The organism is Paractinoplanes rishiriensis (genome assembly GCF_016862375.1).
Taxonomy (GTDB): Bacteria; Actinomycetota; Actinomycetes; order Mycobacteriales; family Micromonosporaceae; genus Actinoplanes; species Actinoplanes rishiriensis.
The window spans coordinates 46,803-71,251 of sequence record NZ_BOMV01000087.1 but is presented as its reverse complement, the minus strand read 5'-3'; the positions used below and the strand labels follow the sequence as shown (position 1 = coordinate 71,251).

Here is a 24,449-nt window from a genome sequence, read left to right as displayed (position 1 = left end):
TGGCTCGCATCCATTCGTCCGCGGGGGTCCACATGAGCGAGGTCGCGATGGTTCCGGTGTGGACCACCGACTGGCCGGGACGCGATACGCGACGTGTCAGCGAGACGCTGGCGGCCGGCGATCGCCTGCGTCACCGGATGACCGGCTGGTTCGCGCTGTGCCGGGCCGAGCGCCGGTTCGACCGGTTCGCGGCCCACTTCGACTTCCTCGAGCCGCTGCTCGACGAGATGGCCGCCCGCCTGCTCGACGACGCGGCGGCACCGGTGCCCGGCACGACCGGCGCCACCTACGACCGTTGCCGCGAGGTCGAACGCGGGCTGGCCGTGGTGGCCCGCCTCTTCGCGTGGTACGCGGACAAGTACGAGCAGCGGTGCGACGGCCGGCTGGGGCCGGTGCTGGCCGCCGCCGACGAGGTGGTGCGGTCCTGCTGGGCCGAGCCGTTCGCGAAGGTCGGCGCCGCCCGCCCCACCGGACCGCTGACGTTCGTCACACCCCAGTACGGTGCCTGCGCCACGATCCGGGCCGCGGTACCCCGCACCCTCAAGATCGACGCTGCCGGCATCGTCCGGGAACTGGTCGGCATGCTGCCGGTGCCGACCGTCGCGCTGCCGGACACCGCGGCCGAGGGCGGTTGGTGGCTGTCGCTGGTCGCTCACGAGGTGGGTCACCACCTGGAGGCCGACCTCGACCCGAGGCTGGCCGAGCGGACCGCCGGCGTCGTCGATCCATCGTGGAGTTCCTGGTCCAGTGAGCTGTTCGCCGATGTCTTCGCGGTCCTGGCCGTCGGCGAGGCGGCCGGCTGGGCGGTGCACGAACTCGAGTACACGGCACCCGCCGCGTTCTTCGCGACGCCGGTCGCCGGGACCGCCTATCCCCCGCCGGCGATCCGGCTCGCGGTCATCGGCGAGGCCGTACGCCGGCTGGGCACCGGCACCTGGCCGCCGGCGGCCGACGAGATGGGCGACTGGCTGCGGGCGGCCGCGGCGGACGACCCGGCCATCGACACGGAGCCGGTCGCGGCCCACCTGGCTCGGGCGGCCGCCACCGTCGACGCCCTGCTCGACATGCGGGTTGGCGAACGCCGGCTGGGTGACCTGATCGACAACCGCGTCGGCTGGTTCGCACCCGGCGGCCGGATCGCCGAGTGGTCCGGCGCGCTGCTCAAAACCTCCAGCCTCTTCCCGGTCGGGCTGAGCGAGTCGGCGCGGCTCGCGGTCCTGGCCGGAGTTCGCGCGTACCGGACCGAGCTGGCCCGGGACGCGGACGCCGACGCGCTTGCCGATCTGCACCGGCGGCTCGTCGACGCGGTTGCCACCGCCGGGCCGGACGGCACGCTGGCCGGCGAGGACGACCTCGGTGCGGCCGCCGGACCGGCCGCTCGACGATGCGCCGACCGGGTTCTTCGATTCGTCAGGGAGAGCTCGTGACACTTCCCCGGATCCTGGTCGATGTCCGAGGCACCGGCGAGGACTGGTCGGTCAGCGTGCACCGGGACGACGAACCGCTCACCTATCCGATGCCGGGCCGGAGACTGCCGGACGGGACGCTCGTGCCGGTACCACCCGATGCCGACCTTCCCGAGCTGGCCGCGCTGCTCGACCGGGTCGGTCGCAACGCCACCGACGCCGAGGACGTGCGGCGCTACGGCCGCCTGCTGTTCGACTGCCTGCTCGGCCCGGCCTGGGCGGCGATCCGCAGCCGGGCGGACGTGATCGCGGCCCGCGGCGTCGAGCTGGCGCTGCGGTGGCCGGCCAACCAGGCGGCGTTGCACCCGCTGATGTGGGAGGCGATGCACGACGGCGTCAACCACCTGGCGGGTCATCCCGACCTGCTGGTGGCGATCACCCGGATCGTGCCGGTCGACGTCACCGAACCCCCGGCCGAGCTGACCCGGCCGCCACGGATGCTGCTGGCGGCGGGGTCCCCGCTCAGCGACCCGGTGATCCGGTCCGGCGCCATGTTCGTGGGCCTGGTCCGCACGCTGGAGACCTTCGGCATGTGCGCGCCCCGGGTGGACGTTAACGTCACCGCGCAGCAACTGGGCGAGGCCTGCGAGGCGTTCGAACCCGACCTGGTGCACCTGGTCGCGCACGGGCAGGCGACCGGTGAGGGCCCCACCGTCCACCTAGGATCCGGCCTCACGGGTGGCGGCCAGGTGGATTCCAAGCAGCTTCTCGCCGCCCTGACCGGCGGCGGCCGGCCGGCCGCGGTGATCCTGAGCGTCTGCCGGTCCGGTGCCGGGCATGCGGCGACCGGCGCCCTGTCGCTGGCGTCCGAGCTGGTCGCCGGCCAGATCCCGGTCGTGGTGGCGATGACCGGCGAGGTGAGTGAGACCGCGTGCCGCCTCTACACCACCAAGATGCTGGAGGCGATGCGCGAGGGCGCGCCGCTGGTCGCCGCGGCCGCCCGCGGCCGGCGCGCCGCGCTGGTCGGCGCCCGCTCGTCGATGCAGCGGCTCGACTGGGCGATGCCCGCCCTGTTCCTGGCGGCGAACGTCGCGCCGGACACCAGGCTCATCGACCCCGACCGGGCCCGCTGGATCGGCAAGGTCGCGGTCGGCCTGGAAATGCTGAAGGAGCCGGTGTTCATCGGGCGTACCGCCATCCTGGGCCGCATCGACCGGGCGTTCCCGCCACAGGCCCGGCCCACGGCCGGCTTTCTCACCGTGGGCCGCGAGGGCCCGATCGCCGAGCTCGGCGGCACCCGGCTGCTCCGCGAGATCGGCCAGCGGCTGCTCCGCCGCGGTCACCTGCCCGTGCTGCTCGGGCCGTTCAGCCAGCATGCGCCGAGCACGCTGCGCGACGTCGTGGTCGAGGTGGTCACCAAGATGATCCAGTACGCCGAGGAGACCGGCGTACGGCTGCCGCCCTCGCGTCTGCTCGGCCTGCACACCGCTTCCGGCTGGGACGCCCTGTCCAATGCGGACGCCGCCGACGCGTACTACACCGCGATTGATGCGCTCCGCCGCGAGTGCGACGCCGACCTCATGCCCGAGCGGACCCGCAGTGACCTGCGCACCGATCTCTACGCCCTGGCCCGGTCGATGGCCGGCCTCGGCCCGCCGTTCGGCGAGCACACCACCCCGGTCCTGCTTGCCGACGAACTGCACCGGTGGGAGGGCGTGGTGCGCGACCTGCTGAAGCTGGTCCGGCCGAGCGGGCTGGGAACCGCCGACGAACCGATCCCGGTGATCGCCACCGCCTCGCTGCTGGCCGGCGACGGCGAGGCGGTCAAGCAGTTCGTGCAGACCGGCCTGCGCCAGCCCGGCTACCAGTTCGAGACGCTCGACGAGCTGCCCGGCGACGAGGCGGCGCTGGGCTTCCAGTGGGTGTTGCTGCGCCCGTGGGGTGAACATCCGGCGTTCGTCGTGCCGGACGCCTCGAAGGTGGACAACCTGACCAAGATCCTTCGCCGGCTGGACGGGCGGCCCAAACACGTCGACGAGCTCCTCTACCAGTTCGCCGGCGTGTGCACCGACGTCGGCGTGCTCGAGGAGGTCCACGACGACAAGATCTACGCCGACCACGCGGAGTCGTACGCATGAGCTTCCCGACCGATCTGGAACTGGACCGGCTGTTCGCCGACGCCGTCGAGCGGGCTCGTAAGAACCGGCTGGCCATGCTCGACTCCGCCGTCCTGGCCCGGCTCGCGCTGCTGCCGGAATGGACGGTCGGGCTGTCCACCGCGGTCGGCCTCGACATGTCCGGCTCGCTCGGGCTGGCCGCGTTGACCGAGGCGGGCCTGCTCGACACCCGTGCGTCGGTCGAGGTGGGCGGCCGCCGCGGCCAGGCGTTCTGGCTGCGTACCGGCGAGCGTGCCGAGGTCGGCCGGCACCTGCGCGGCCAGCGCGGCAGCCTGCTCCTGCGCGACCTGCGGGAGCTGGCCGACCGGGTCAGCCGGCTGGACGCGGTGACGATCGAGACGCACAAGCTGAAGCCGTGGCTACGCGTCGTCGAGGAGTTCCTGGACGACCGCAGCGGCCTGGGCCTGGTTCGCACGGTCGACCGGCTGATCGAGGAGCACAGCCTCCCCGACGCGGTGACGCTGGTCGCGGCCGCAACGGTGCTGGGCGACATCCTCGGCGGCCCGCTCGCCGACGCCGGCCGCCGGGCGCAGTGGCGAATCGATCGGGCGCACCGCACCGAACGCGACGCGATCTACCTCGAGCACTACGTCAACCGCGAGGAGGCGGAGGCGGCCGTCGACGAGTTGCTGCGCAACGGCGCCCAGCACTGGGCGTTGCACCTGCGCGGCGACGGCGGCGTGGGCAAGACGATGCTGGTCCGCTACCTCAGCTCGGGCCAGTTCCTGGCCCGGCACGGCCACGAGCGGCCGGTGGCCCGGGTGGACTTCGACCACCTGCCGCCCCGCTATCCCAAGGACCGGCCGGGCGAGTTGCTGCTGGCCCTGGCCGCGGAGCTGCTCGGCTACGGCGAGACCCGGGCGGCCGGCGAAGCGCACCGGCAGTTGGTCGCCACCGCGGACGAACTGCACGAGGAGCTGAGCCGCTCGGAACGGCTCGACCATCGCATCGCCGAGCTGGAACGCCAGGTGGTCGACCGGTTCGTGAAGTTCCTGCGGGAGCTGCCGGCGCCGCCGCTGCTCATCCTCGACACCTGCGAAGAACTCGCGAAGCTGTACACCGCGGGCGCCTCGGCGCCCGCCATCGACCGCACCTTCGAGCTGCTTGAACAGGTGCACTCCCGGTACCAGGGCCTCCGCGTGCTGCTGGCCGGTCGCCGCCTGCTGGTGCCGGCCGACGATCCGTTGCGGCAGGCCGCCGAGCCGCGGCTGTCGCCCCGCCCGTACGTCCGGGTGCTGCCGCTGCGCGGCTTCGACGGGTCCGAGGCGCGCCGCTACGTGGACACCCGGTTCGCCGGCGGGGACGACCGGCGCCGCGCGGTCGCGGTCCTCGACGCGGTCGCCCGCACCAGCGCGGACGGCCGATTCAACCCGTTCGACCTGCACGCGTACTGCGAATGGGTGCGCAACGACCCCGGCCTCGACACCGCCGAACTGGCCCGGGCCAGCGGCGACCCGTACGTGGAACGTCGCATTCTCGGCCGGCTCGGCACCGGGCCGGCCCGGCAGGCGTTGCCGGTGGCGGTCGCGTTCGGCCGGTTCGACATGGCCCTCGTGGCGCCGGCGCTGGACCGGCTGGGTGTCGACACCCGGGCCGCGTTCGACGCGCTGGCCGGGCAGGAGTGGGTGAACACCGTCTCGGTGGGCCCGACCGGCACCCCGGACCTGCTCGAGGTGGACCCGCACCTGTGTGGCCGGCTGCGCGCCGTATTGGCCGAGCAGGACCCCGTCGACCACCGGGAACTGGGCCGCGACGCCGCCTCCGTGGTGCAGCGCGGCGGCCTGGGCCGGATTCCGGCCGAGACCGTGGAGGCGACCCTGCGCCTGCTGCCCGCCGACGAGGTGAGCTCGTTCTGGTCCGGGCTGGACCGCCGGATCGTCGCGGAACAGGAGTGGGCCTGGTCCGATCAGATCAGCACGCGGGCCGCCGGCGCCGAGGCGGAGATCCGGCCGCGGGGACCGTCCATTCTGGCCGCCGTCTTCGCCACCCAAGCGGTCGCTCGCCTGCACACCGGTCTGGCCGCCGACGCCGCCGCGGTGTGGGAGGACGTCGCGAGGTACGTCGACCGGCACCCCGACGAACTCGAGCGGGCCCGGCTGTCGGCCCGAGCGGAGCTGAGCCGGCTCGGCACCGGTGAGGTCGCGACGGTGCCGCCCGAGGTGCTGGCCGCCGCGCCGACCGCATCCGTGGTGGCCGCGCTGGAGGCGGTGGCCGGCACCGCCCGGTGGGAGGCGGCCGATGCGCTGATCGAGCACCTGCACGACGTCCTGGACGACCGGCACGACCCCGCCCTCGAGGTGGCGGTGCGGTTGTGCCGGGTGGTGGGCGGGCTGCAGCGCGACGAGCCGGTCGGTGCCGCGGCGGCGGAGACCGTGGCCACCGCCGAACGGCTGCCCGGCGAGAGCCGGGTCGCCTATCCGGACTGGCTGGTCCCGGAGCACCTGCTGGACCGGTGCCGGCTGGCGCTGTTGCTCTCCTCGATCGCCGAGCCGGACGTGCGACCGGACCAGGCGGTGCTGGACCGCTGGTGTGCCGAGGCGAGGCCGCGGGCGCACGCGATCGACCCGGACCGGCTGCTGTCGGCGATCTGCACCCTCACCGACGAACCCGCCGGCGACCTGGCGATGCCGTACGTGCCCGGTCGGGTACCGGTGCACTGGCTGCACGCTCAGGTGAGCCCGCTGGCCGTCGCCGTCTCGGAACTGCTGGACCTCGATCAGGCGCTGCAGTTCCTGGGCACGCACATCGCCGCCGCCGTCCTGGCCGGCGACGACCCCGACACGGTCGATCAGTGCCAGCTCGCGGTGCTTCGCCGGTGCCGTGCCGACCGCACCGCCGCCTACCTGCCCAACATCGGCGAGCTGGCCCGGCGGGGCTCCCGGCATGTGCGCGCCGAGACCTGGCTGGTGCTGACGCTCGCCGACGGCACCGTGCCCAAGGCGCCCGAGGCGGCCGGCAGCTACTACGGCTGGTGGCGCACCTACACCAAGGACCGCCGGGACATCCGCCCGCCGGCCGAGGGCGACCTGTTCCCCGGCAGTGCCCGGGCTACGCTGCTGGATCGCAAGCTGCTGATCCGCACCGGGAAACCGGTGGACGCGCGGCCGGCCGGCACCGCCGCGTTCCTGCTGCCCTACGTGCTCGAGGAGTACGTCCGCGGCCACCTCGCCGAGCATCGTGCCGCCCCGGACCTGCCGGCCGGGCTGCCCCGGCGGCTCGCCGACCGGGCGGTCGTCGCGGCCGCCGAGGTGCTCGCCCTCCGCGCCCCGTCGGTGGCCGGGCCGATCCTGGTCGAGGCCGCCGAGAACATGACCGAACGCGCCCCGGCGGCGGCGTGGCGCGCCGCGGTGCTGGCTCGTCTCGCGCTGGGCCGGTCCGCGGTGGCCAAGCCGTCGGCCCGCCGCCGCGCCTCGGCCGTCCTGAGCGGCCTCGAGCGGCACGGGCCGGTGGAGAAGGCGCGAGCCTGGCAGGTGCGCCGCACCGCCAAGGTCGGTCAGGGTCTGCTCCGGCGCACCAACCGGGTCGAGGTGACCGGCCGTTCCACCGGCCTGCTGAGCCGCTGGCAGATCATCCTCGGCGCGGTCACGCTGCTGCCCGCGGCCGCCGGCGTCGTGGAATCCCATCGGACCGGGCTGCTGGGCCCGCTCCTGGTGGGCGTCGTCGGCCCGGTGGCCTTCCTGTTCTTCTTCCTGATGAGCCGGCTCGTTCTGCGGGTGTCGAGCATCGGCCTCTACATCCGCGAGACGGAGGGCGAGCTGATGCTGTCCTGCCGGCCCTCCACCGGTCGCTACTCCATCCCCCCACACCGGTGGCGCCTGTCCAGGCACCGGTTCGACCGGCACACGCTGGATCTCCGGAACCCGTGTCCCAACTTCGGCCGGGCTCTTCGCGGCACCGGGCGCACGGCGATCAGCCTGTCCGTGGACGAGGGCTCGGCGCTCTGGGCGGAACCGTGGGAACAGCTGTTCAGCAAGCACGCCGAGGCCGGCCGCGCACCCGACCTGCTGTGGCACCGGATCGTGCAGGCACGCATGAGCCCGGCCCAGCACCGGACCGGCACCCAGTACGCCGGACCGCTGCACCTGGACCCGAGCGGCTCCGCACCGCACCCGGCCTGTCCCCTCGTGCTGCACCTGGTCGGTGCCCCGGTACGGACCTCGGGTGGGACCTGGTTCGGGATCGACGACGGCTCCGCCCCGTCCGACTCCAACGGTCGCGGGCAGACCCTGTTGCTCAGCCTCGACGACGAGGTAGAGGCCGGCTCGGTCGTGGTGCTGCAGGCGTCACCGGTGGACGGCCCGGCGCAGACCCTCGACGACGAGCGCGGCGCGTTCCTGGACTGCGCGCGCACCGCGATCGACGCCGGCGCCAACGCGGTCTTCGTCGTGCCGCCGCTACCGGACGAGGTGGCGACGATCGTCGGGCGGGCGATCAGCGAGGACGCCACGCACTGGCCGGCCGTGCCGACCCGGGATCGTCTGGTCAGCCTCACCGCCCGGCTCAAGGTCATGGTGGCGAAGCACGAACCGCCGGCGGTCCTGTCGGCGGACCGGCCCGTCCACGACCTCCTCCTCATCACCCGCCGTTAGGGAGCAGCCATGTGGCAACAGATCAAATCGGTGTTCGTCGCCGACGCCTCGCACGTGACCGTGGAGTTCGCGCCGCTCGCTGACGCGGTCCCGCTGGTACCGCAGCAGGGCTACCTCCGGGTGTGGCTGGTCGAGGGCTACCTGGCGAGGGCGCGCACCTGGGGCAACGACCACTTCCCCGCCCTGCACGGCGGCGCCGCCCTGAACTTCGCCGGTCAGAGCATGACGGCGTTCGCCCAGTTCAACCGCGCGCCGGAAGCGATCACCGCGCCGGGCGCGCAGCTGAACTTCGCGCTCACCCCGTCGCTGCCGTACGAGGGCGGACCCGTCGAGGTCGAGGCGGCGCTGTTCCGCACCACCGCGAAAGGCCCGCTCGGCGCCGCGGCGGACCTGGTCGGCGCGCTGGCCCCGCTACTCGGCCCGCCGCTGGCCGCGGCCGCCACGCTGACCGATCGGGTCTCGACCGGTCTCGACGTGATCATGAAACAGGCCGACGACGGGCCGGTGCTTGCGGTGCACCAGAGCTTCACCGCGGTCCGGTCCGGCTATCTCGTGGTCGCCAACACCCCGCCCGGCACCTTCGGCCGGGTGTCGTTCCCGGACGGGTTACTGCACGCGGACACCGGCGCCGGCCCGCAGCGGCCGACCGGCACCGATTTCCTGGTGCTGCACGTCGACTGCCGCACCGAGCCGGAACGGTGGCGCCTGGCCCACTTCGACGAGCTGGTGCGCGCGGCCGGCACCGCGTACCTCAACAAGCAGTACGACACGTTCAAGGCGTTGCGCACCGAGGCCGTGATCGCCGCTTGGAACTGCACCGACTTCGTACCGGCCGACCGGCGCCGGATCGCGAAGTTCCTGGCCGAGGAGATCGACGAGGTGAAGGAGCTGGGCGCCGTCGCGCGCACCGCCCAGGCCCTGGACGACGCGGCCGCCGAGCGGATGCCGAGCCGCAAGGACCCGGAGGTCGGCACGCTGCGCCTGGACGACCTGCTGTGAAAGCCTGCTGTGAAAGACGGTCTCGTGGTCAGTTGCGCCAGGTGTCGGTCAGGGTGACCGCGCCGCTGCTCGGGACCGTGGCGGTGCGGTTGCTGCCGGATTCCCAGGTCACCGAGCTGTCGGCGTTCTTGCGGAGGTACTTGTACTCGAAGCTGGTGCCGGCCGGCAGCGACACCGTGCCGCGCCACACCGGGTAGGCGGCCGAGGACAGCGCCACCGCGTTCGCCGGGGACCAGTTGCCCAGGCTCGCGTGGTTGCCGGTGACGAAGATGTTCTGGCCGTACGTGGTGGTGGCGTTGACGCCGAACGTGGCGCCCGCACCGGCCGGCGGGTTGCTGGTAGGTGCCGTCGTCGGCGTCGTGGTCGGGGTGGTAGTGGAACCGCTCGCGCCGACGTAGAGGGCGATCGCGTCCGAGGCGGGCACCGTGGCGGTGAACTGGCCGGCCGCGTTCACCGCGTACGACGTGCCGGTGCACCCGCCGCTGCTGGTCGGGTCGCCGTGCTGGACGTCGCAGTAGGTGCCGGCCGGCAGCGACGTCTGGAAGGTGCGGGTCAGCGGGCTGCCCTCGTGGTTGATCACGACGTAGCCCTTGGTGCCGCGGCCGAACGCGATCTGGTCGGCGTTGTTGGTCCACCAGTTGGTGACCGCGGTGCCGCTGACCGCGTTGCGGAAGCGGACCATGTTGCCGATCTGGCGCCACGCGTGCTGGCACTTCCAGCCGTCGGCGTAGCAGGCGTTGACCGTGCCGTTGTTCGGCGGCCCGGCGTCGTGGTTGCTGAACTCGTAGCCCGAGTTGACGTCCGGCGCGCCGTACGGCCAGGCCAGCGTGAAGACCTGGGCCAGCGTATAGGCGGAGCCGTTCTTGTAGCTCAGCGTGTCGCCGCCGCGTTCGGTGTCATGGTTGTCGACGAAGACGCCGGCCTGGTTGCTCGGCAGGTAGCCCCAGGCGGTGCCGATGTTGCTCAGGTACGCCAGGTTCTCGTTGAGGAAGATCCGCTTGAGGTCCCGGGCGAAGCGGAACTCCTGCACGTCCCCGGTGCCGGTGTACTCGGTGGGCGACACGGCCTCGCCGGCGCCGAAGATGACTTCCTGTTTCCAGTACGCGCCGGTGTTGCTCAGCCGGGACTTGATGGCGGCGAGGTCACTGGCCGCGATGTGCTTGGCCCCGTCGATCCGGAAGCCGTCCACGCCGAGCGACGCCAGGTCGTTGAGGTAGCCGGCGATCTTGCCGCGCACGTAGTCACTGCCGGTGTTCAGGTCGGACAGCGAGACCAGCTCGCAGTTCTGCACGTTGGCGCGGTCCTGATAGTTGTTGATCGACGTCCGGCAGGAGTGGAAGTCCTGGTCGGAGTAGAGCCCCGGGTAGTTGTACTTGGAGTAGCCGGAACCGCCGGTGCCGGTGCCCGAGCCGGCCGACATGTGGTTGACGACGGTGTCGGCGACGACCTTGACCCCGGCCGCGTGACACGCGTTGATCATCGACGAGAAGGCGGCGCGGTTACCGAGCCGGCCCGCGATGTGGTACGAGACCGGCTGGTAGGACGTCCACCACTGGCTGCCCTGAATGTGTTCCTGCGGGGGCGAGACCTGCACGTAGCCGTAGCCGAGCGGGCCCAGCGTGTTGGTGCACTCGCGGGCCACCGAGGCGAAGGTCCACTCGAACATCACCGCGGTGACGTCCTTGTTGCCGGGCGGGGCGGCCAGGGACTCGGGGGCGGTCGCAACCTGGGCGACGCCGAAGGCACCCAGGCCGAGGGCGACGGTGGTGGCGGCTAGAACGGAGGCGAATCGGCGGCGGGGGGATCGGGGGTCCACATCGATCTCCTGGGGGGATGGAAAGACCGGAGGTTTTCAGCAACAACGTTGAAACTTTCTGAAAACACTTGCGACAAAGATAGGTACCGGTCAGTACCCCGTCAAGAGGTCAGAGCTCGACGCGCTGTTCGGTGTTGCCGATGCGCAGGGTGGCGTGGGCCGGCCGGGCCGGAAACGCTCGCAAATGCGGTTCCATCGCGGCGAAGAGGTCGGACGCGTCCGGGCCGAAGGCGAAAAGCCGGACCTCGCCGCAGTCGATCAGGTTGCCGTCGAACTCGCCCGCCTGGGCCGCCTCGATGGCTCCCACCAGGCGATCCTCCAGCGCGGCCACCGCGTCCTGGCCGAAGCTGGCGCCCGGCTGGTTGAAGGTGACGATCACGGTCTGGTGCGACGAGCCCACGACCTTGCTCCTAGCGATCCGGCGTCGGAATCCGGGGAGGGACGTCCATCCCGGAGCCAACCACATCCGGCGGGTGGATCAGCGCAGGATGCCGAAAACGACCCCGGCGATCACCGCTCCGATCGTGGTTCCGGCGATCACCTGCCAGGTCGTGTGGTCGCGCAGCCGCACCCGCGACCAGCCGACCGCGGCGACCAGCACGGCCGAGGCCAGCAGTAGCGGCCCGAACGCCAGCACCAGCACCACCCCGGAACCGGAGGCCACGCTGGCGTGCACGCTCAACTTCCAGAAATGGTTGACCGCGGTGGCGATCACCCCGCCCACGAACGAGGCAACGATCAGCGCCACCAACTCGCGCGGCGCGCCCAGCACGATCAGCAGCAGCAACCCGATCAGCACCGACACCAGTCCCAGGCTGAGCGGCTTGGTGCGCTGTTCACGGACCCCGATGTGCCGGTCGCTGAGCCTCCCTCGCCACACCGCAATCAAGATCATGCCGTACGGGATCAGCGCGCAGAACGTGCTCGCCAGCAGTCCCCACCGCAGGCCCTCGACGACCGTCGGTGCGGCGTGCACAGCGATCACGAACGGCAGCGTGGCGGCCAGCACGGCCGGCGCCAGCGCCTCGGTGAGCAGCCGGGCCACCCGGGTCAGCGGGTCGGCAGGGGTCCGGTCGGCAGGGGTCGCGTCGAGCATCGGCTCACATCCTGCCCTACCGGCCTGTCACGCTGAGGGGATGGCACCGTGGCCGCCCGCCGAAGTGACCCGCACGGCCCGCGACCGGTTGCTGCCCGCCGGCGCGGTGTGGGCCGGCTTCCACACCGAGGACGTCACCGCGCACAGCGACGCGCTGCTGGTGCTGTTCCGGTGGCGGGACAACCCGAGCCGGTTCGGGATCCGCTTCCGGTTCCCCGGTGACGCGCCGGTCAGCGAGTGGACCGGGTTGCCGGTGGACAGCTGCCAGGCGTGGGCCGACGACCTGGCCGGGCTGCTCACCGAGGAGGTACTCACCGGCTTCGTGGCCCGGGCCCGGCGCCGGCCGCGCGACGACTTCATCGAGTTGCTGTGGCCGCAGCGGACGGCGAGCCTCGCCTTCTACCTCACGGCCGTGGAGCACGGCGCCGGCTGGCCCGAGCAACTCGCCCACCCCGCCGCACCGGCCCGCCGCGCGCACGGTCCGGGACGGCTCATCGGCTGGTTCCAGGCCGTCACCGACGACGAGCGCAGCGCGTACCTGGGGCAGGCCGTGGTGACCTGGGAGCCGGCGGCGTCCCGCACGGCCCGGTTGGATCTCGTGCGCGTGGTGGCGGACGCGCCGGCGGACGTCTTTCCGGAGCTGGCGCGCCGCGCCATCGACGAGGCCGCCAACCACGGCGCCACCCGGGTGATCACCGATCTGCGGAGCAAAACCCTGATCCGGTACGGCTTCCGGCCGGTCCCCGGCACGGCGGAATATGCCGTCGAGACTAGTTCTGCCCGCATTTATCCGATCGCCTGAAGTTTTTTGGATCGGGTGTCGATCCGGCGCGCGGCCGTTCGACTGGCAGGTGAGAGGGTCGATCGGCGATCCCACCGGCGAGGAGAACGACAATGGCGAAGTACATGCTGATCATGCGGGCCACCGACGAGACCTGGGCCAACATGTCCAAGGTCTCGTTCGACGAGATGCTCGAGACGATGGGCCGCTTCAACGAGGAGCTGATCAAGGCCGGCGTGCTGCTGGCGGCCGAGGGCCTCGACGACGCGTCGCAGGGCGTGGTGGTCGACTTCAGCGGCGAGACCCCGGTGGTCACCGACGGTCCGTACGGCGAGACCAAGGAGCTGTTCGGCGGCTTCTACCTGCTCGACGTGGCATCCAAGGAGGAGGCCGTGGAGTGGGCCAAGAAGCTGCCGGCCTTCCCGGGCAGCAAGTGCGAGATCCGCCGGGTCCCGACCATCGACGAGTTCCCGCAGGACAACGAGTGGATCATCAAGGAGCGGGCCTGGCGTGAGCGGACGGGTCAGCTCTGATGTCCGCGGCCACCGACGGCCCGCCGAGCCCCGACTCGGCGCGGCGGGCCGTCGAGGCCGTCTGGCGGATGGAGTCCGCCCGGATCGTCGGTTCGCTGGCCCGCTACACCAAGGACTTCGCGCTGGCCGAGGACGTCGCCCAGGAGGCGCTGGCCCAGGCGCTGGTCACCTGGTCGCGCGAGGGCGCACCGGCCAACCCGGCGGGCTGGCTGCTGGCCATCGCGAAACGGCGGGCGATCGACAGCTTCCGCCGCCGGGCGGCCCTCGACGAGCGGTACGCGATGATGGCCGGCCAACTCGGCGAGGGCGAGGCGGCCTCGGGCGGTGACGCGCCCCGGAGAGCGCCGGACGACCTGCCCTGGGACCCGGACCAGATCGACGACGACGTGCTCGCGCTGATCTTCATGTCCTGCCATCCGGTCCTCTCCCCCGAGGCGCGGGTGGCCCTGACCCTGCGCGCGGTCGGCGGCCTCACCAGCGAGGAGATCGCCCGCGCGTTCCTGGTGCCGGTGCCGACCGTCCAGGCCCGGATCACCCGGGCCAAGAAGACGATCGCGGCGGCCGGGGTGCCGTTCGAGCTGCCACCGGCCGGCGACCGCAAGCAGCGGCTCGGCGGCGTGCTCAGCGTGCTCTACGTGATCTTCACCGAGGGCTCGACCGCGACCAGCGGCGACGCCCTGCTGCGTACCGACCTGGCGGCCGAGGCGATCCGGCTGTGCCGGATGCTCTCCGCGCTGCTGCCCGCCGAGCCCGAGGTGTACGGCCTGCTCGCGCTCTGCGAGTTGACCGCCGCGCGGTTCCCGGCCCGCACCGGGCCGGACGGCGAGGCGGTGCTGCTGGAGGACCAGGACCGGCGCAAGTGGGACCGGTCGGCGATCCGGCGCGGGCTGGCCGCGATGGGTCAGGCCGGCGCGATCGGGCGCGGGTTCGGGCCGTACGGGCTCCAGGCGGCGATCGCGGCCTGCCACGCCTCGGCCCCCTCGGTGCCGGAGACCGACTGGGAGCGGATCGTGCTGCTGTACGAGGCGCTCGGCCGGGTGGCGCCGTCGCCGGTGGTCGAGCTCAACCGGGCGGTGGCGGTCGCGATGGCGAGCGGGCCGCTGGCGGGGCTGTCGATCGTGGACGAACTGGTCGCCACCGACCGGCTGGCCGGCTCGCACCTGCTGCCGAGCGTGCGTGGCGAGTTGCTGGCCCGGCTCGGCCGCAGCCGCGAGGCCCGGGCCGAACTGGAGCTGGCGGCCCGGCTCTGCGGCAACGTCAAGGAGCGATCGGTGCTGCTGCGGAAGGCGGCCGCGCTTCCGGAGTGACTCCCGGGGCGCGGGCCGCCGCCCGGGCCGCCCACACCGCCATGACCAGCACGATGCAGATCTCGCTGAACAGCAGCACGCGTTCGACCGCGCCCAGCGGGATCAACCGCCACCAGCGCACCCCGGTCCACGGCTGGATCAGGAACGCGCCCACGATCGGCGAGAAGGCCAGGAACGACATCACGCCGAGCAGCGACGTCCAGCGGGCATGCCCGCGCCAACGGTCGTGCCGGCGCCAGGCCCGGGCGGTCAGCAGCGCGGCGAACGGCAGGCTGAGGAACGCGAGCACGCTGGCCCACCGGTGCACGGTGCCGCTGTAGCTCGGGCCGACCGCCCAGTTGTGCTTGGGGAAATAGACGATGGCGGCCAGCGCGACACACCACAGCAACAGCGCGAACACCCCGCCGGACCGGGCCGGTGCCAGGCCGGCGCCGATCAGCGCCACCATGATCGCGACCGAGCCGGCGGCCAGCACCAGGACCGCCACGTTGAACACCGTGCCGTGGTCGGAGTGCGCGTACTCGCTGATGGTGCGCCGGTAGGGGCTGATGGCGGACGACGGCGGGATCACGTGCAGCGCGCCGATCAGCAGGACCGCGGCGGCCACCGCGACCATGCCGGTCAGCGCCAGCAGCCGGGGAATGCTCATCCCGGCCATGCTGCCACCGGAGTCTGGGTAAACCCTTACAACTTGCCATCCTCCCGTACGATCCGGCATGTCAAAGATTTTTGACTCAGATACGTGGTGGTGGTTGATGGGCCCCAAGCCCACTCGGGTGACCAATCAGATCCGGGCCCTGCGCGCGGAGGCCGGCAACATGACCCAGGCCGACCTGGCCCAGCGTCTCGGCGTCACCCGGCAGACGGTGATCGCGATCGAGCAGGGCCGCTACTCCCCCTCGCTGGAGATGGCGTTCCAGATCGCGCGGATCTTCGGACGGCCGCTCGACGACGTCTTCCACTACGACGACAGCCGCATGCAACCGATCCACCGTCCGGGCGCGACTAGCAGTTGACCAGGGCGCCTCAGGGGGAAACGGATGCGGGCGGAGCACGAGCGGGAGTACGTCGAGTACGTGACCGGGCGGCTGTCGCGGCTGCACCGGATGGCGTACCTGCTCTGCTCCAACCGCCACCAGGCCGACGACATCGTGCAGGCCACCCTCACCTCGCTCTACGTGCACTGGCGGCGCGCCTCGGCCGCCGACAACCTGGATGCGTACGTGCACCGGATTTTGATCCGTCGCTATCTCGACGAGAAACGCCGGCGCTGGTCCCGGGTGCTGCTCGGGGACGCGTTACCCGACCTGCCGGCGCCCGCGACCGGCGGCGTCGAGGACCGGGACACCCTGATGGCGGCGTTGCGGGCGCTGCCGAAGGGGCAGCGTGCCGTGATCGTGCTGCGGTTTCTCGAGGACCTGTCGGTGGAGGCGACGGCCGAGGCCCTGGGCTGTTCGGTGGGAAACGTCAAGAGCCAGACCTCGCGTGGGTTGGCCACCCTGCGCGCGGCCTGGGTCACGGAAGGAACGAGGAACGGTTCGTGAACGAGCAGGAACTGCGGGAGCGGTTCGCCACGGCGGAGGTGCCGCCGAGTCGCCTCGGGGTGGACTCGGTGCTCCGGGCCGGACGCCGGCGTGTGGTCCGCCGGCGCTCCGGTCAGGCCGCGGTGGGTGTCGCCCTGGCCGTGACGGTGCTGGTGGGGGTGCCCTCGGTGCTCACCCGGAACCGGGCGCAGCCGCCCGAGAAGCCGGTGCTGCCGGTGGCGCCGGCCACCCCGGTGGCTTGCCAGGCCAGCAAACTCCCGGCGCCTGCCGGGGTGGTGGGTGTCACGGTCGAGGGGGTGGATCCGACCGGCCGGTACGTAGTCGGCAACGGCACCGTGGGGCAGGACTTCCGCCCGATCCGGTGGGCCGACGGCAAGGCCGAGGCCATGCCGGTCGGCGGGTCGGCGTCGCGGCAGGCGACCGCGGTCAACGCCGAGGGCGTGGTGGTCGGGCTGATCTCCGATGGCAAGACGAGCGAAGTTTTCCGGTACGAGAACGGCGGGTACACGGCACTGCAACTCCCCGAGGGCGACATGCACCCGTTCCCGGAACCGGCGGTCAACGCCGGCGGCGACGTGGTCATCAACGTCAAGCCGAAGGGCGGCGGGGACAGTTACGCCGTCGTGTGGGAGAGCGGCTCGCCCTCGTCGACCCGGCTGCCGCTGCCCGAGGGCGCGCAGGTACACGACATCACCGATGACGGCACGGTCGTCGGCGCCATGTACGAGGACGGGCAGGCCGTCGCCGGGTACGCCTGGGACCAGCAGGGCAACGGCCGCAAGCTCGAGGTGCCGGACGGCCAGACCGCGGCCGCCTATGCCGCGCAGGACGACGTCGCCGTCGGCGGCCTCTGGCCGGACGAGGCCGCGACGCGGTGGGACATCCGGACCGGCAGGCTGATCACCCGGGTGGTGGACCGGGAGGCACTCGGTCCGGCCACCGCGACCAACGCGGACGGCTGGATCGTCGGCGAGGGGGCGGTCCACCGGGGCAGTGAGCGGCTCGTCCTGCCGGTGCCGAAGGGTGGCACCGCCAGCGCCCAGGCGGTCTCGGACACCGGGCTGGTGGCCGGTCACGTGACCGGAAAAGACGGAAAAAACCTGGGGCCGTACGTCTGGCAGTGCTGACCGGCGAACCAAGCCGCCTCTCCGGACGTACAGAGGAGTGCCGCCTCGGCACGGGGTCGTCCGGATAATTCCGTTTTCCGTGCCGAACGGTGGTCTCGCGTACCGCAAACGGACAGGCTTCTCCCGGGCAACTCTGAGAAAACGCTCCTACAGTCGAAGGATGCACACTGTGGCGGTCGTGCCGTGATCACGTCGCTCGGTGTGGAGGGTGACCAGGCACCGCCCCCCGCGCCGGACGAGCCGAAACGCCAGTGGTACACGCCTGAACTGCGTCGTCGTGTGCTGATCGGCGCCGTTGCGATCTGGGCCGTGGCGATCACCGCGGTCGTGGTCGTCCGCGACGGGGGCGGCGGGCAGTCACCCAGCGTCACCGCGGCCAAGCCATCACCGTCCGCATCGGACGGTCCGCTGAGCGTTGCCGAGGTCTACCAGACGCTGCTGCCCTCGGTCGTCCTGATCCAGACCAGCGGCGGCGGCTCGGCCAACGGTCGCTCGATGGCCGAGTCGGCGACCGGCACCGGCGTCATCGTGAACGCCGACGGCACCATCCTCACCGCGGCACACGTGGTCAGCGGCGCGAAATCGATCAGGGTGACCTACACCGACGGCACGTCCGCGGCCGCCCAGGTGGCCAGCGCCGACGCCAAACAGGACATCGCCACCCTCACCCCGGCGAAACTGCCCGAGACGCTGGTGCCCGCCACCCTCGGCGGCGGTGCCGGCATCGGCGACGACGTGGTGGCGATCGGCAACCCGCTCGGCCTCACCGCGAGCACCACCAGCGGTGTCGTCTCCGGGCTCAACCGGGTGATGTCCCGCGACGCCGGCGGCGACGTGACCGGGCTGATCCAGTTCGACGCGGCGGTCAACCCGGGCAGTTCCGGCGGGCCGCTGCTCAACGACCGGGCCGAGGTGATCGGCATCGTGATCGCCCTGGCCAACCCGACCGAGGCGGGCACCTTCATCGGCATCGGCTTCGCCGTCCCGATCGGGGCGGCCCTGGGCGCGGGCGAGGGCACCGGCCAGGCTCCCCCGCTGTAGATCATCGACACACCGAAGGACGGCTCATGAACTGGACCGACGCACCGCCCGCCTCCGCCGGCCCGATCGAAAAGGTGCTCTACGAGGTCAAAAAGACCATCGTGGGCCAGGACGTGCTGCTCGAACGCCTGGTGGTGGCGCTGCTCGCCCGGGGCCACATCCTGGTCGAGGGCGTGCCCGGCCTGGCCAAGACGCTCGCGGTGAAGTCGCTGGCCCAGGCCATCGGCGGCGACTTCCACCGGGTCCAGTTCACCCCCGACCTGGTGCCGGCCGACATCGTCGGCACCCGGGTCTACCACCAGCCGACCGGCGAGTTCCAGGTGCAGCTCGGGCCGGTCTTCACCAACCTGCTGCTGGCCGACGAGATCAACCGGGCGCCCGCCAAGGTGCAGAGCGCGCTGCTCGAGGTCATGCAGGAGCGGCAGGTCACCATCGGCCGCGAGACCCATCCGGTGCCCAACCCGTTCCTGGTGATGGCGACCCAGAACCCGATCGAGAACGAGGGCGTCTATCCGCTGCCCGAGGCGCAGGTCGACCGCTTCATGATGAAGGTCGTCATCGGCTACCCGAGCGTCACCGAGGAGTTCGTGGTGGTCGAGCGGGCGCTCGCGCCCGCCGCCGTGATCCAGCGCATCATCGACCCGCACACGCTGGTGGGGCTCCAGCAGGAGGCCGATCGGGTGTATGTCGACCCGTCGCTGATCGAGTTCGCGGTCAACCTGGCGCACGCCAGCCGGGAACCGGCCCGGGTCGGGCTGACCGACCTGGCCCGCTACGTCCAGTTCGGCGCGAGCCCGCGGTCGTCGATCAGCCTGGTGCTGGCCGGTCGCGCGCTCGCCTACCTGCGCGGCCGCGAGTACGTGGTGCCCGACGACCTCACCGACCTGGCCCTCGACGTGCTGCGGCACCGGCTGGTGCTGTCCTACGAGGCGCTCTCCGACGAGGTCACCCCCGACCTGATCCTCGCCAAGATCATGGCGAACCTGTCCATCCCGGAGCCGGCCGGACGGGGCCGCTGACCCATGACGGCTCCCGACCGGCTGCTGCGACGCCTCGAGTGGAAACTCGGGCGGCGCCTCGACGGGCGTCTCCAGGGCGCCTATCGCACGGTGTGGCACGGCACCGGGATCGACTTCACCGACCTGCGGGCGTACGTGCCGGAGGACGACGTCCGGCACATCGACTGGAACGTCACGGCCCGTCTCGACGAGCCGTACATCCGGCAGTACACCGAGGACCGCGAGATGACCGCCTGGCTGGTCGTCGACCGGTCCGCCTCGATGAGATTCGGCCAGGCGGCGGGCAAGGAGTCGACCGCCACCGAGCTCGCGGTCAGCCTGGCCCGGCTGGTCGGGCAGGGCGGCAACCGGGTCGGCGCCATCCTCTACGACAACCACCGCCAGCAGGTGATCCCGCCGCGCACCGGCCGCGACCAGACGCTGCGCATCGCCCGCGAGCTGATGCGTCCGCCGTCCCCCGGCCGCCAGGGCGCCACCACCGACCTGGCCGCCATGCTGCGGCTGGCCGCGGTCACCACGACGCGACGGCGCAGCCTGATCTTCCTCATGTCCGACTTCATCGGCGAAACCGACTGGGACCGCCCGCTGGCCATGCTCACCCACCGGCACGAGGTGGTGGTGATCCGGGTGGTCGACCCGGCCGAGCTCGACCTGCCCGATCTCGGCCTGATCCTGGTCGAGGACGCCGAGACCGGCGAGCAGTTGCTGGTCGACACCAGCGACCCGCTGCTGCGCGACCGGCTGGCCGGCCAGGTGAACGAGCGCGAGGCGGCACTCGCCGGTGCCATGCGCAAGGCCGGCGTCGACGCGCACCGGATCACCACCGACCAGGACCTGCTGTCCGCGCTCGTCGACATGGTCCGCCGCTCCGGACGGAGGCGCCGGTGAGCTTCCTCTACCCGCTCATCCTCGCGGTGGCCGCGCTGATCACGGCGGGCGCGATCGCGTTCTACGTGGCGCTCCAGAAACGGCGCAACGTCGCGCTGCGAGCGGCCGGCTTCGGCACCCTGGCCGGCGGCGGGTCCCGCCGGGCCGCGATCCGCCGCCACCTGCCGTACGCGCTGCTGCTGGCCGCCCTGCCGGTGCTGCTGGTCGGCCTGGCCCGGCCGCACGCCGAGGTGGCCGTGCCCCGGGTGGCCGGCACCGTGGTGCTCGCATTCGACATCTCGAACAGCATGTCGGCCGCCGACGTCACACCCAGCCGGCTGGCCGCCGCGCAGGCCGCCGCCACCGGATTCGTCGAGGAGCAACCCGATTCGGTCGACGTCGGCGTGATCGTCTTCGGTGACCAGGCCCTGATGACCCAGGCACCGACCGACGACCACCCGGCCGCGGTGGCCGCGATCAACCGGGCCAAGCCGGGCGGCGGCACTTCGCTGGGGCAGGCCATCCTGGTGGCCCTCGGCACCATCACCGGCAAGCCGGTCAGCTTGCCCGAGGAAGGTGAGCCGCCGGTCACCGACGAACTCGGGTACTGGCCGTCGGCGACGATCGTGGTCTTCTCGGACGGCGAGGAAACCGGCGGACCGGACGTCACGGCCGCCGCCGAGCTGGCCGCGGCCGCGGGCGTACGCATCCAGACCGTCGGCGTCGGCACGGCCAAGGGCGCCGCGGTCGAGGTCGACGGGTTCCAGCTGAGCACCGCGCTCAACGAGGAACTGCTGACCACGGTCGCGCAGACCACCGGCGGCACCTACCTGCAGGCCGGCGACGCCGCCACGCTCGCCGACACGACGAAGTCCATCGACCTGCGGCTGACCAGCAAGAAGGAGCCGGTCGAGCTGACCGCGCCGTTCGCCGGCGCCGCCCTGCTGCTGCTGGCGCTCGGCGCACTGCTGAGCACCCGCTGGCACGGAAGGATCGTCTGATGTCGCTCAGCTGGCCCTGGGCCCTCACCGCGCTGCTGGTCGTACCGCTGCTGCTGGCCGCACGCTGGTGGCTGAACCGGCGGCGCAAGCGATCGGCGGTCACCGTCTCGAGCGTCGCGCTGATCCGGGCCGCGCTGCCCGGCCGCACGTCCTGGCGCCGGCGCATCCCGGTCGCGCTCTTCCTGGCCGGGCTGGTGGTGCTGGCCGCCGCCCTGGCCCGCCCGCAGGCGACCGTCGCGGTGCCGTCCAACAACACGTCGATCCTGCTCGCCATCGACGTCTCCGGCTCGATGTGCAACACCGATGTGCCGCCGAACCGGCTCGCGGTCGCGGTCGACGCGGCCCGCAACTTCGTCGAGTCGCAGAACGACGGCACCCGGATCGGCCTGGTCGCGTTCTCCGGCATCGCCGGCCTGCTGGTGCCGCCCACCACCGACAAGGACGCCCTGCTCGACGCGATCGCCACCCTCAAGACGGCCCGCGGCACCGCGATCGGGCAGGCCATCCTCACCTCGATCGACGCGATCGCCGAGTCCAACCCGAACGTGGCCGCCACCGGCGTCGACCTCGGTGACGCGCCGCCCGAGGCGGGCGCCGGCTACGAACCGGACACCATCGTGGTGCTCACCGACGGCTCGAACACCACCGGCGTCGACCCGGCCGAGGCTGCCGAGCAGGCCGCGGCCCGCCGGCTGCGGGTGTTCACGATCGGCTTCGGCACCACCGAGCCGGGGCAGATGATTTGCACGCCGGACCAGGTCAGCGGCGACTCGGCGTTCGGCGGCGGCGGTTTCGGACGGCCGGGCGGCGGCCTCCGCGGCGGCGGCGGCAACCGCGAGATCGACGAGGCGGCGCTCAACCAGGTCGCCGACACCACCGGCGGCCGCTACTTCCGGGCCGAAGACGCCGACCAGCTGGCCGACGTGCTCGGCGACCTGCCCAAGGAGATCGGCCTGCACGAGGAGGAGGCCGAGGTCACGGTCTGGTTCGTGCTGGTCGCGGTGCTGCTGGCGTTCAGCGGGGTGGGCCTGAGCCTGTGGTGGAACCGTGGTCCGGCGCCCCGGCAGCGGCCGGCTCGCGGGTGAGAAGCAGCAGCGCCGGCCGGCGCCCGTAAGTCACCCACCGCAACACCCACTCCATCGGCCCGTACCGGAATCGCCGCATCCACAGTGCACTGACCACCAGCTGACCCCCGAACACCACCAGCACGAAGCCGAACAGCCCGAGCGGCGAAAACTCCCCGGCCAGCCCGAACCCGATCCCGGTGAACACGATCAGCCCGATCACCGACTGGCCCAGATAATTGGTTAGCGCCATCCGGCCGGCCGGGGCAAGCGGTTCCCGGACCACCGCCATTCGCAGCAGGGTGGCCACGTACGCGGCCGCCAGCAGCGGTGCCGTCGCGACGCTGGCCGCCACCGCGAGCGTGTTGCCGTTGCCGCCGCTCGCCGCGTACACGATGCCGCCGAGCAGCCCGACCGGAAAGCCGATCGCCTGGATCCGGCGCAGGACCGGCTCGTCGCCGCGCACCCCGGACAGCCATTGGCGGCGCCCGGCGACCATGCCGAGTAGGAACAGGGCCAGCGCGGTCGGGCCCTGCAGGGTCACCGCCTGGAGGATCAGCAGCGGCAGCCCGGCCAGGTGCTCGCCGATGTTCGCACTCCAGCCGCCGAGCAGCGCCTGGGTCGCGGCCGCGCCGTTGGCCAGCGCCTCCGCCTCACTGGGCAGGAACGCCGACCGGTCCACCAGCAGCCCGCTCGCGATCATGCTGAGCAGCACGACCGCGTACAGGGCCAGCGCGATCCGGATGGCGGTGCGGTCCCGCACGTTCCGCAGGAAGAACAGGGCAAGACCGGCGATCGCGTACGTGGTCAGGATGTCGCCGCCGTAGAGAAAGACCGTGTGCAGCGCGCCCAGCGCGAACAGGCCGCCGAGCCGGCGCAGCGTGCGCGCCGGGAAGGCCGCGCCCATCTGAAGCGTGAAGCTGTACCCGAACAGGAACGAGAACAGCACGTAGAACTTCATGTCGATGAGCACCGACGACAGCATGCGCACCGCGTGGTCGACCGCCGAGTCGAAGGCCGGGTCGGTCACCAGGTTGCCCGGATAGCCGGACGCCATGAAGGTCACGTTCACCGCGAAGATCCCGAATAACGCGAACCCGCGTACCGCGTCTACGTTCAGAACTCTCAACAGATCCTCCCCGTAACTATGTATCGCATACACTATACGAGATACAGAGTTTTTTGTAGCAAGGAGATTCCGCCGTGCCGGAAACCCCGTTACCTGCCGTGATAGCCCGCATGTGGGGCCGCGAGGAGCTCCCGAGACGCGGCCCGCGGCCCAGCCTGGACCTGCCCCGCATCGTCGAGGCCGCGATCCGGATCGCCGACCGGGACGGCCTCGACGGGGTGACCATGGCGAGCGTCGCGGCCGAGGTCGGGGTGGCCACCATGTCGCTCTACCGCTACGCCGGCAGCAAGGACGACCTGCTGATCGTCATGGCCGACGCCGCCGCACCGGAACCGCCACCGCTCGACGGGCGCGCCTGGCGCCCGTACCTGACCGACTGGACCACGGCGAACCGCAACTACCTGCTGAGCCGACCCTGGCTACTTTCCCTCGGGCAGCACTCCCCACCGGCCGGCCCACGATCACTGCGCTGGCTCGACCGCGCGCTGGCCGCCCTCGACGACACCGGTCTCGACCCCGGAGAGAAAATCAACATCGTGACAACCCTGACCGGGTACGCAGCCCAGCAGGCGACCCTGGCACACGCGCTGACCACCACCACCGCGTCCACCGGCGACGATCCGATGGCCGGGATGGCGGGCTACAGCGCCGTGCTGACCGAGGTGCTGGACCCGAACGGCTACCCGGCCCTGACCGCCGCGGTGCAAGCCAACGGTTTCGGCCGCAACGACCAGTGGATCGACGACGCCGACTTCACCTTCGGCCTAACCTTGCTGCTGGACGGCGTAGAGGCCCTGATCAGTCGCCAATAAGCCCGTTGCCACGACACCGGGGCCGGCCCACCTTCACCGATCTTGTCGAATTCCGGCAACGAGAGTCTTCTTCTTGGTGTGGTGGGGGCGCGATGTTCGGCGGGCTGCTGCATCACGGGACGACAAGGGCGGGATGGTGGT

21 protein-coding genes are annotated in these 24,449 nt (G+C 72.0%); 16 read left to right on the top strand and 5 right to left on the bottom strand.

Going from position 1 to position 24,449, the window contains the following annotated elements:
• Positions 1-32 precede the first annotated feature (32 nt).
• From Ari01nite_RS40320 to Ari01nite_RS40305, 4 genes are read left to right on the top strand one after another with little or no spacing between them, the layout of a single operon-like run.
• Entirely contained in the window at positions 33-1,427 is a 1,395-nt protein-coding gene (locus Ari01nite_RS40320; RefSeq protein WP_203788628.1) for a hypothetical protein, read from the top strand.
• Positions 1,424-3,544: a CHAT domain-containing protein gene (locus Ari01nite_RS40315; protein ID WP_203788626.1), complete on the top strand. Its 2,121-nt coding sequence runs from the start codon at positions 1,424-1,426 to the stop codon at positions 3,542-3,544. The genes Ari01nite_RS40320 and Ari01nite_RS40315 overlap by 4 nt, the downstream gene beginning before the upstream one ends.
• A complete protein-coding gene (locus tag Ari01nite_RS40310) occupies positions 3,541-8,172 on the top strand; it encodes a hypothetical protein (RefSeq protein ID WP_203788624.1) in 4,632 nt (1,543 codons plus the stop codon). The genes Ari01nite_RS40315 and Ari01nite_RS40310 overlap by 4 nt, the downstream gene beginning before the upstream one ends.
• A 9-nt stretch (positions 8,173-8,181) precedes the next feature.
• Positions 8,182-9,171: a hypothetical protein gene (locus Ari01nite_RS40305; protein ID WP_203788621.1), complete on the top strand. Its 990-nt coding sequence runs from the start codon at positions 8,182-8,184 to the stop codon at positions 9,169-9,171.
• A 28-nt stretch (positions 9,172-9,199) separates the two neighbouring features.
• Here the strand turns inward: Ari01nite_RS40305 and Ari01nite_RS40300 are convergent, their stop codons facing one another.
• The 3 genes from Ari01nite_RS40300 to Ari01nite_RS40290 form a co-directional block, all read right to left on the bottom strand.
• Positions 9,200-10,987 (bottom strand): carbohydrate-binding module family 20 domain-containing protein, encoded by a 1,788-nt coding sequence (locus Ari01nite_RS40300; RefSeq protein ID WP_239163431.1) that lies wholly within the window; start codon positions 10,985-10,987, stop codon positions 9,200-9,202.
• 109 nt (positions 10,988-11,096) lie between these two features.
• On the bottom strand, positions 11,097-11,387 hold the full coding sequence (locus Ari01nite_RS40295) for a hypothetical protein (RefSeq protein ID WP_203788618.1): 291 nt from the start codon (positions 11,385-11,387) through the stop codon (positions 11,097-11,099).
• A gap of 78 nt (positions 11,388-11,465) precedes the next feature.
• Positions 11,466-12,083, bottom strand: a complete 618-nt coding sequence (locus Ari01nite_RS40290; protein WP_203788615.1) for a phosphatase PAP2 family protein — start codon at positions 12,081-12,083, stop codon at positions 11,466-11,468.
• Positions 12,084-12,123: 40 nt separating this feature from the next.
• Here Ari01nite_RS40290 and Ari01nite_RS40285 point away from each other — a divergent pair, with 40 nt between their 5' ends.
• From Ari01nite_RS40285 to Ari01nite_RS40275, 3 genes are all read left to right on the top strand, one after another.
• Positions 12,124-12,885, top strand: coding sequence for a hypothetical protein (locus tag Ari01nite_RS40285; protein ID WP_203788613.1), 762 nt, complete (start codon positions 12,124-12,126; stop codon positions 12,883-12,885).
• A gap of 92 nt (positions 12,886-12,977) precedes the next feature.
• Complete coding sequence (locus Ari01nite_RS40280; protein ID WP_203788611.1) at positions 12,978-13,397, top strand: YciI family protein; 420 nt, start codon at positions 12,978-12,980, stop codon at positions 13,395-13,397.
• Positions 13,397-14,704, top strand: coding sequence for an RNA polymerase sigma factor (locus Ari01nite_RS40275; RefSeq protein WP_239163430.1), 1,308 nt, complete (start codon positions 13,397-13,399; stop codon positions 14,702-14,704). Before Ari01nite_RS40280 ends, Ari01nite_RS40275 begins: the two co-directional genes overlap by 1 nt.
• Here Ari01nite_RS40275 and Ari01nite_RS40270 read toward each other — a convergent pair.
• Positions 14,655-15,353 carry a DUF998 domain-containing protein gene (locus Ari01nite_RS40270; RefSeq protein ID WP_203788609.1) on the bottom strand — a complete coding sequence of 233 codons (699 nt, stop codon included), beginning with the start codon at positions 15,351-15,353 and terminating at the stop codon, positions 14,655-14,657. The genes Ari01nite_RS40275 and Ari01nite_RS40270 overlap by 50 nt on opposite strands.
• A gap of 127 nt (positions 15,354-15,480) precedes the next feature.
• On the opposite strand from Ari01nite_RS40270, the gene Ari01nite_RS40265 reads away from it, so the two are divergent.
• The 8 genes from Ari01nite_RS40265 to Ari01nite_RS40230 all read left to right on the top strand — a co-directional run bounded on the left by Ari01nite_RS40265 (position 15,481) and on the right by Ari01nite_RS40230 (position 22,388).
• The gene (locus Ari01nite_RS40265; RefSeq protein ID WP_438872280.1) at positions 15,481-15,720 is read left to right on the top strand and encodes a helix-turn-helix transcriptional regulator; all 240 of its coding nucleotides are present in this window, start codon (positions 15,481-15,483) and stop codon (positions 15,718-15,720) included.
• A gap of 24 nt (positions 15,721-15,744) precedes the next feature.
• Positions 15,745-16,248, top strand: a complete 504-nt coding sequence (locus Ari01nite_RS40260; RefSeq protein ID WP_203788605.1) for a SigE family RNA polymerase sigma factor — start codon at positions 15,745-15,747, stop codon at positions 16,246-16,248.
• Positions 16,245-17,375 (top strand): hypothetical protein, encoded by a 1,131-nt coding sequence (locus Ari01nite_RS40255; RefSeq protein WP_203788603.1) that lies wholly within the window; start codon positions 16,245-16,247, stop codon positions 17,373-17,375. Before Ari01nite_RS40260 ends, Ari01nite_RS40255 begins: the two co-directional genes overlap by 4 nt.
• Before the next feature lie 183 nt (positions 17,376-17,558).
• Positions 17,559-18,416 (top strand): S1C family serine protease, encoded by an 858-nt coding sequence (locus Ari01nite_RS40250; protein WP_203788601.1) that lies wholly within the window; start codon positions 17,559-17,561, stop codon positions 18,414-18,416.
• Positions 18,417-18,442: 26 nt separating this feature from the next.
• Entirely contained in the window at positions 18,443-19,435 is a 993-nt protein-coding gene (locus Ari01nite_RS40245; RefSeq protein ID WP_203788599.1) for an AAA family ATPase, read from the top strand.
• A 3-nt stretch (positions 19,436-19,438) separates the two neighbouring features.
• Positions 19,439-20,323: a DUF58 domain-containing protein gene (locus Ari01nite_RS40240; RefSeq protein ID WP_203788598.1), complete on the top strand. Its 885-nt coding sequence runs from the start codon at positions 19,439-19,441 to the stop codon at positions 20,321-20,323.
• Positions 20,320-21,303 carry a VWA domain-containing protein gene (locus Ari01nite_RS40235; protein ID WP_203788596.1) on the top strand — a complete coding sequence of 328 codons (984 nt, stop codon included), beginning with the start codon at positions 20,320-20,322 and terminating at the stop codon, positions 21,301-21,303. The genes Ari01nite_RS40240 and Ari01nite_RS40235 overlap by 4 nt, the downstream gene beginning before the upstream one ends.
• Positions 21,303-22,388 carry a VWA domain-containing protein gene (locus tag Ari01nite_RS40230; RefSeq protein ID WP_203788594.1) on the top strand — a complete coding sequence of 362 codons (1,086 nt, stop codon included), beginning with the start codon at positions 21,303-21,305 and terminating at the stop codon, positions 22,386-22,388. The genes Ari01nite_RS40235 and Ari01nite_RS40230 overlap by 1 nt, the downstream gene beginning before the upstream one ends.
• Here the strand turns inward: Ari01nite_RS40230 and Ari01nite_RS40225 are convergent.
• Positions 22,318-23,496, bottom strand: a complete 1,179-nt coding sequence (locus Ari01nite_RS40225) for a DUF418 domain-containing protein (RefSeq protein ID WP_239163429.1) — start codon at positions 23,494-23,496, stop codon at positions 22,318-22,320. The two genes, Ari01nite_RS40230 and Ari01nite_RS40225, sit on opposite strands and share 71 nt — an antisense overlap.
• A 74-nt stretch (positions 23,497-23,570) precedes the next feature.
• Here Ari01nite_RS40225 and Ari01nite_RS40220 point away from each other — a divergent pair, with 74 nt between their 5' ends.
• A complete protein-coding gene (locus tag Ari01nite_RS40220; RefSeq protein WP_203788592.1) occupies positions 23,571-24,308 on the top strand; it encodes a TetR/AcrR family transcriptional regulator in 738 nt (245 codons plus the stop codon).
• Positions 24,309-24,449 lie beyond the last annotated feature (141 nt).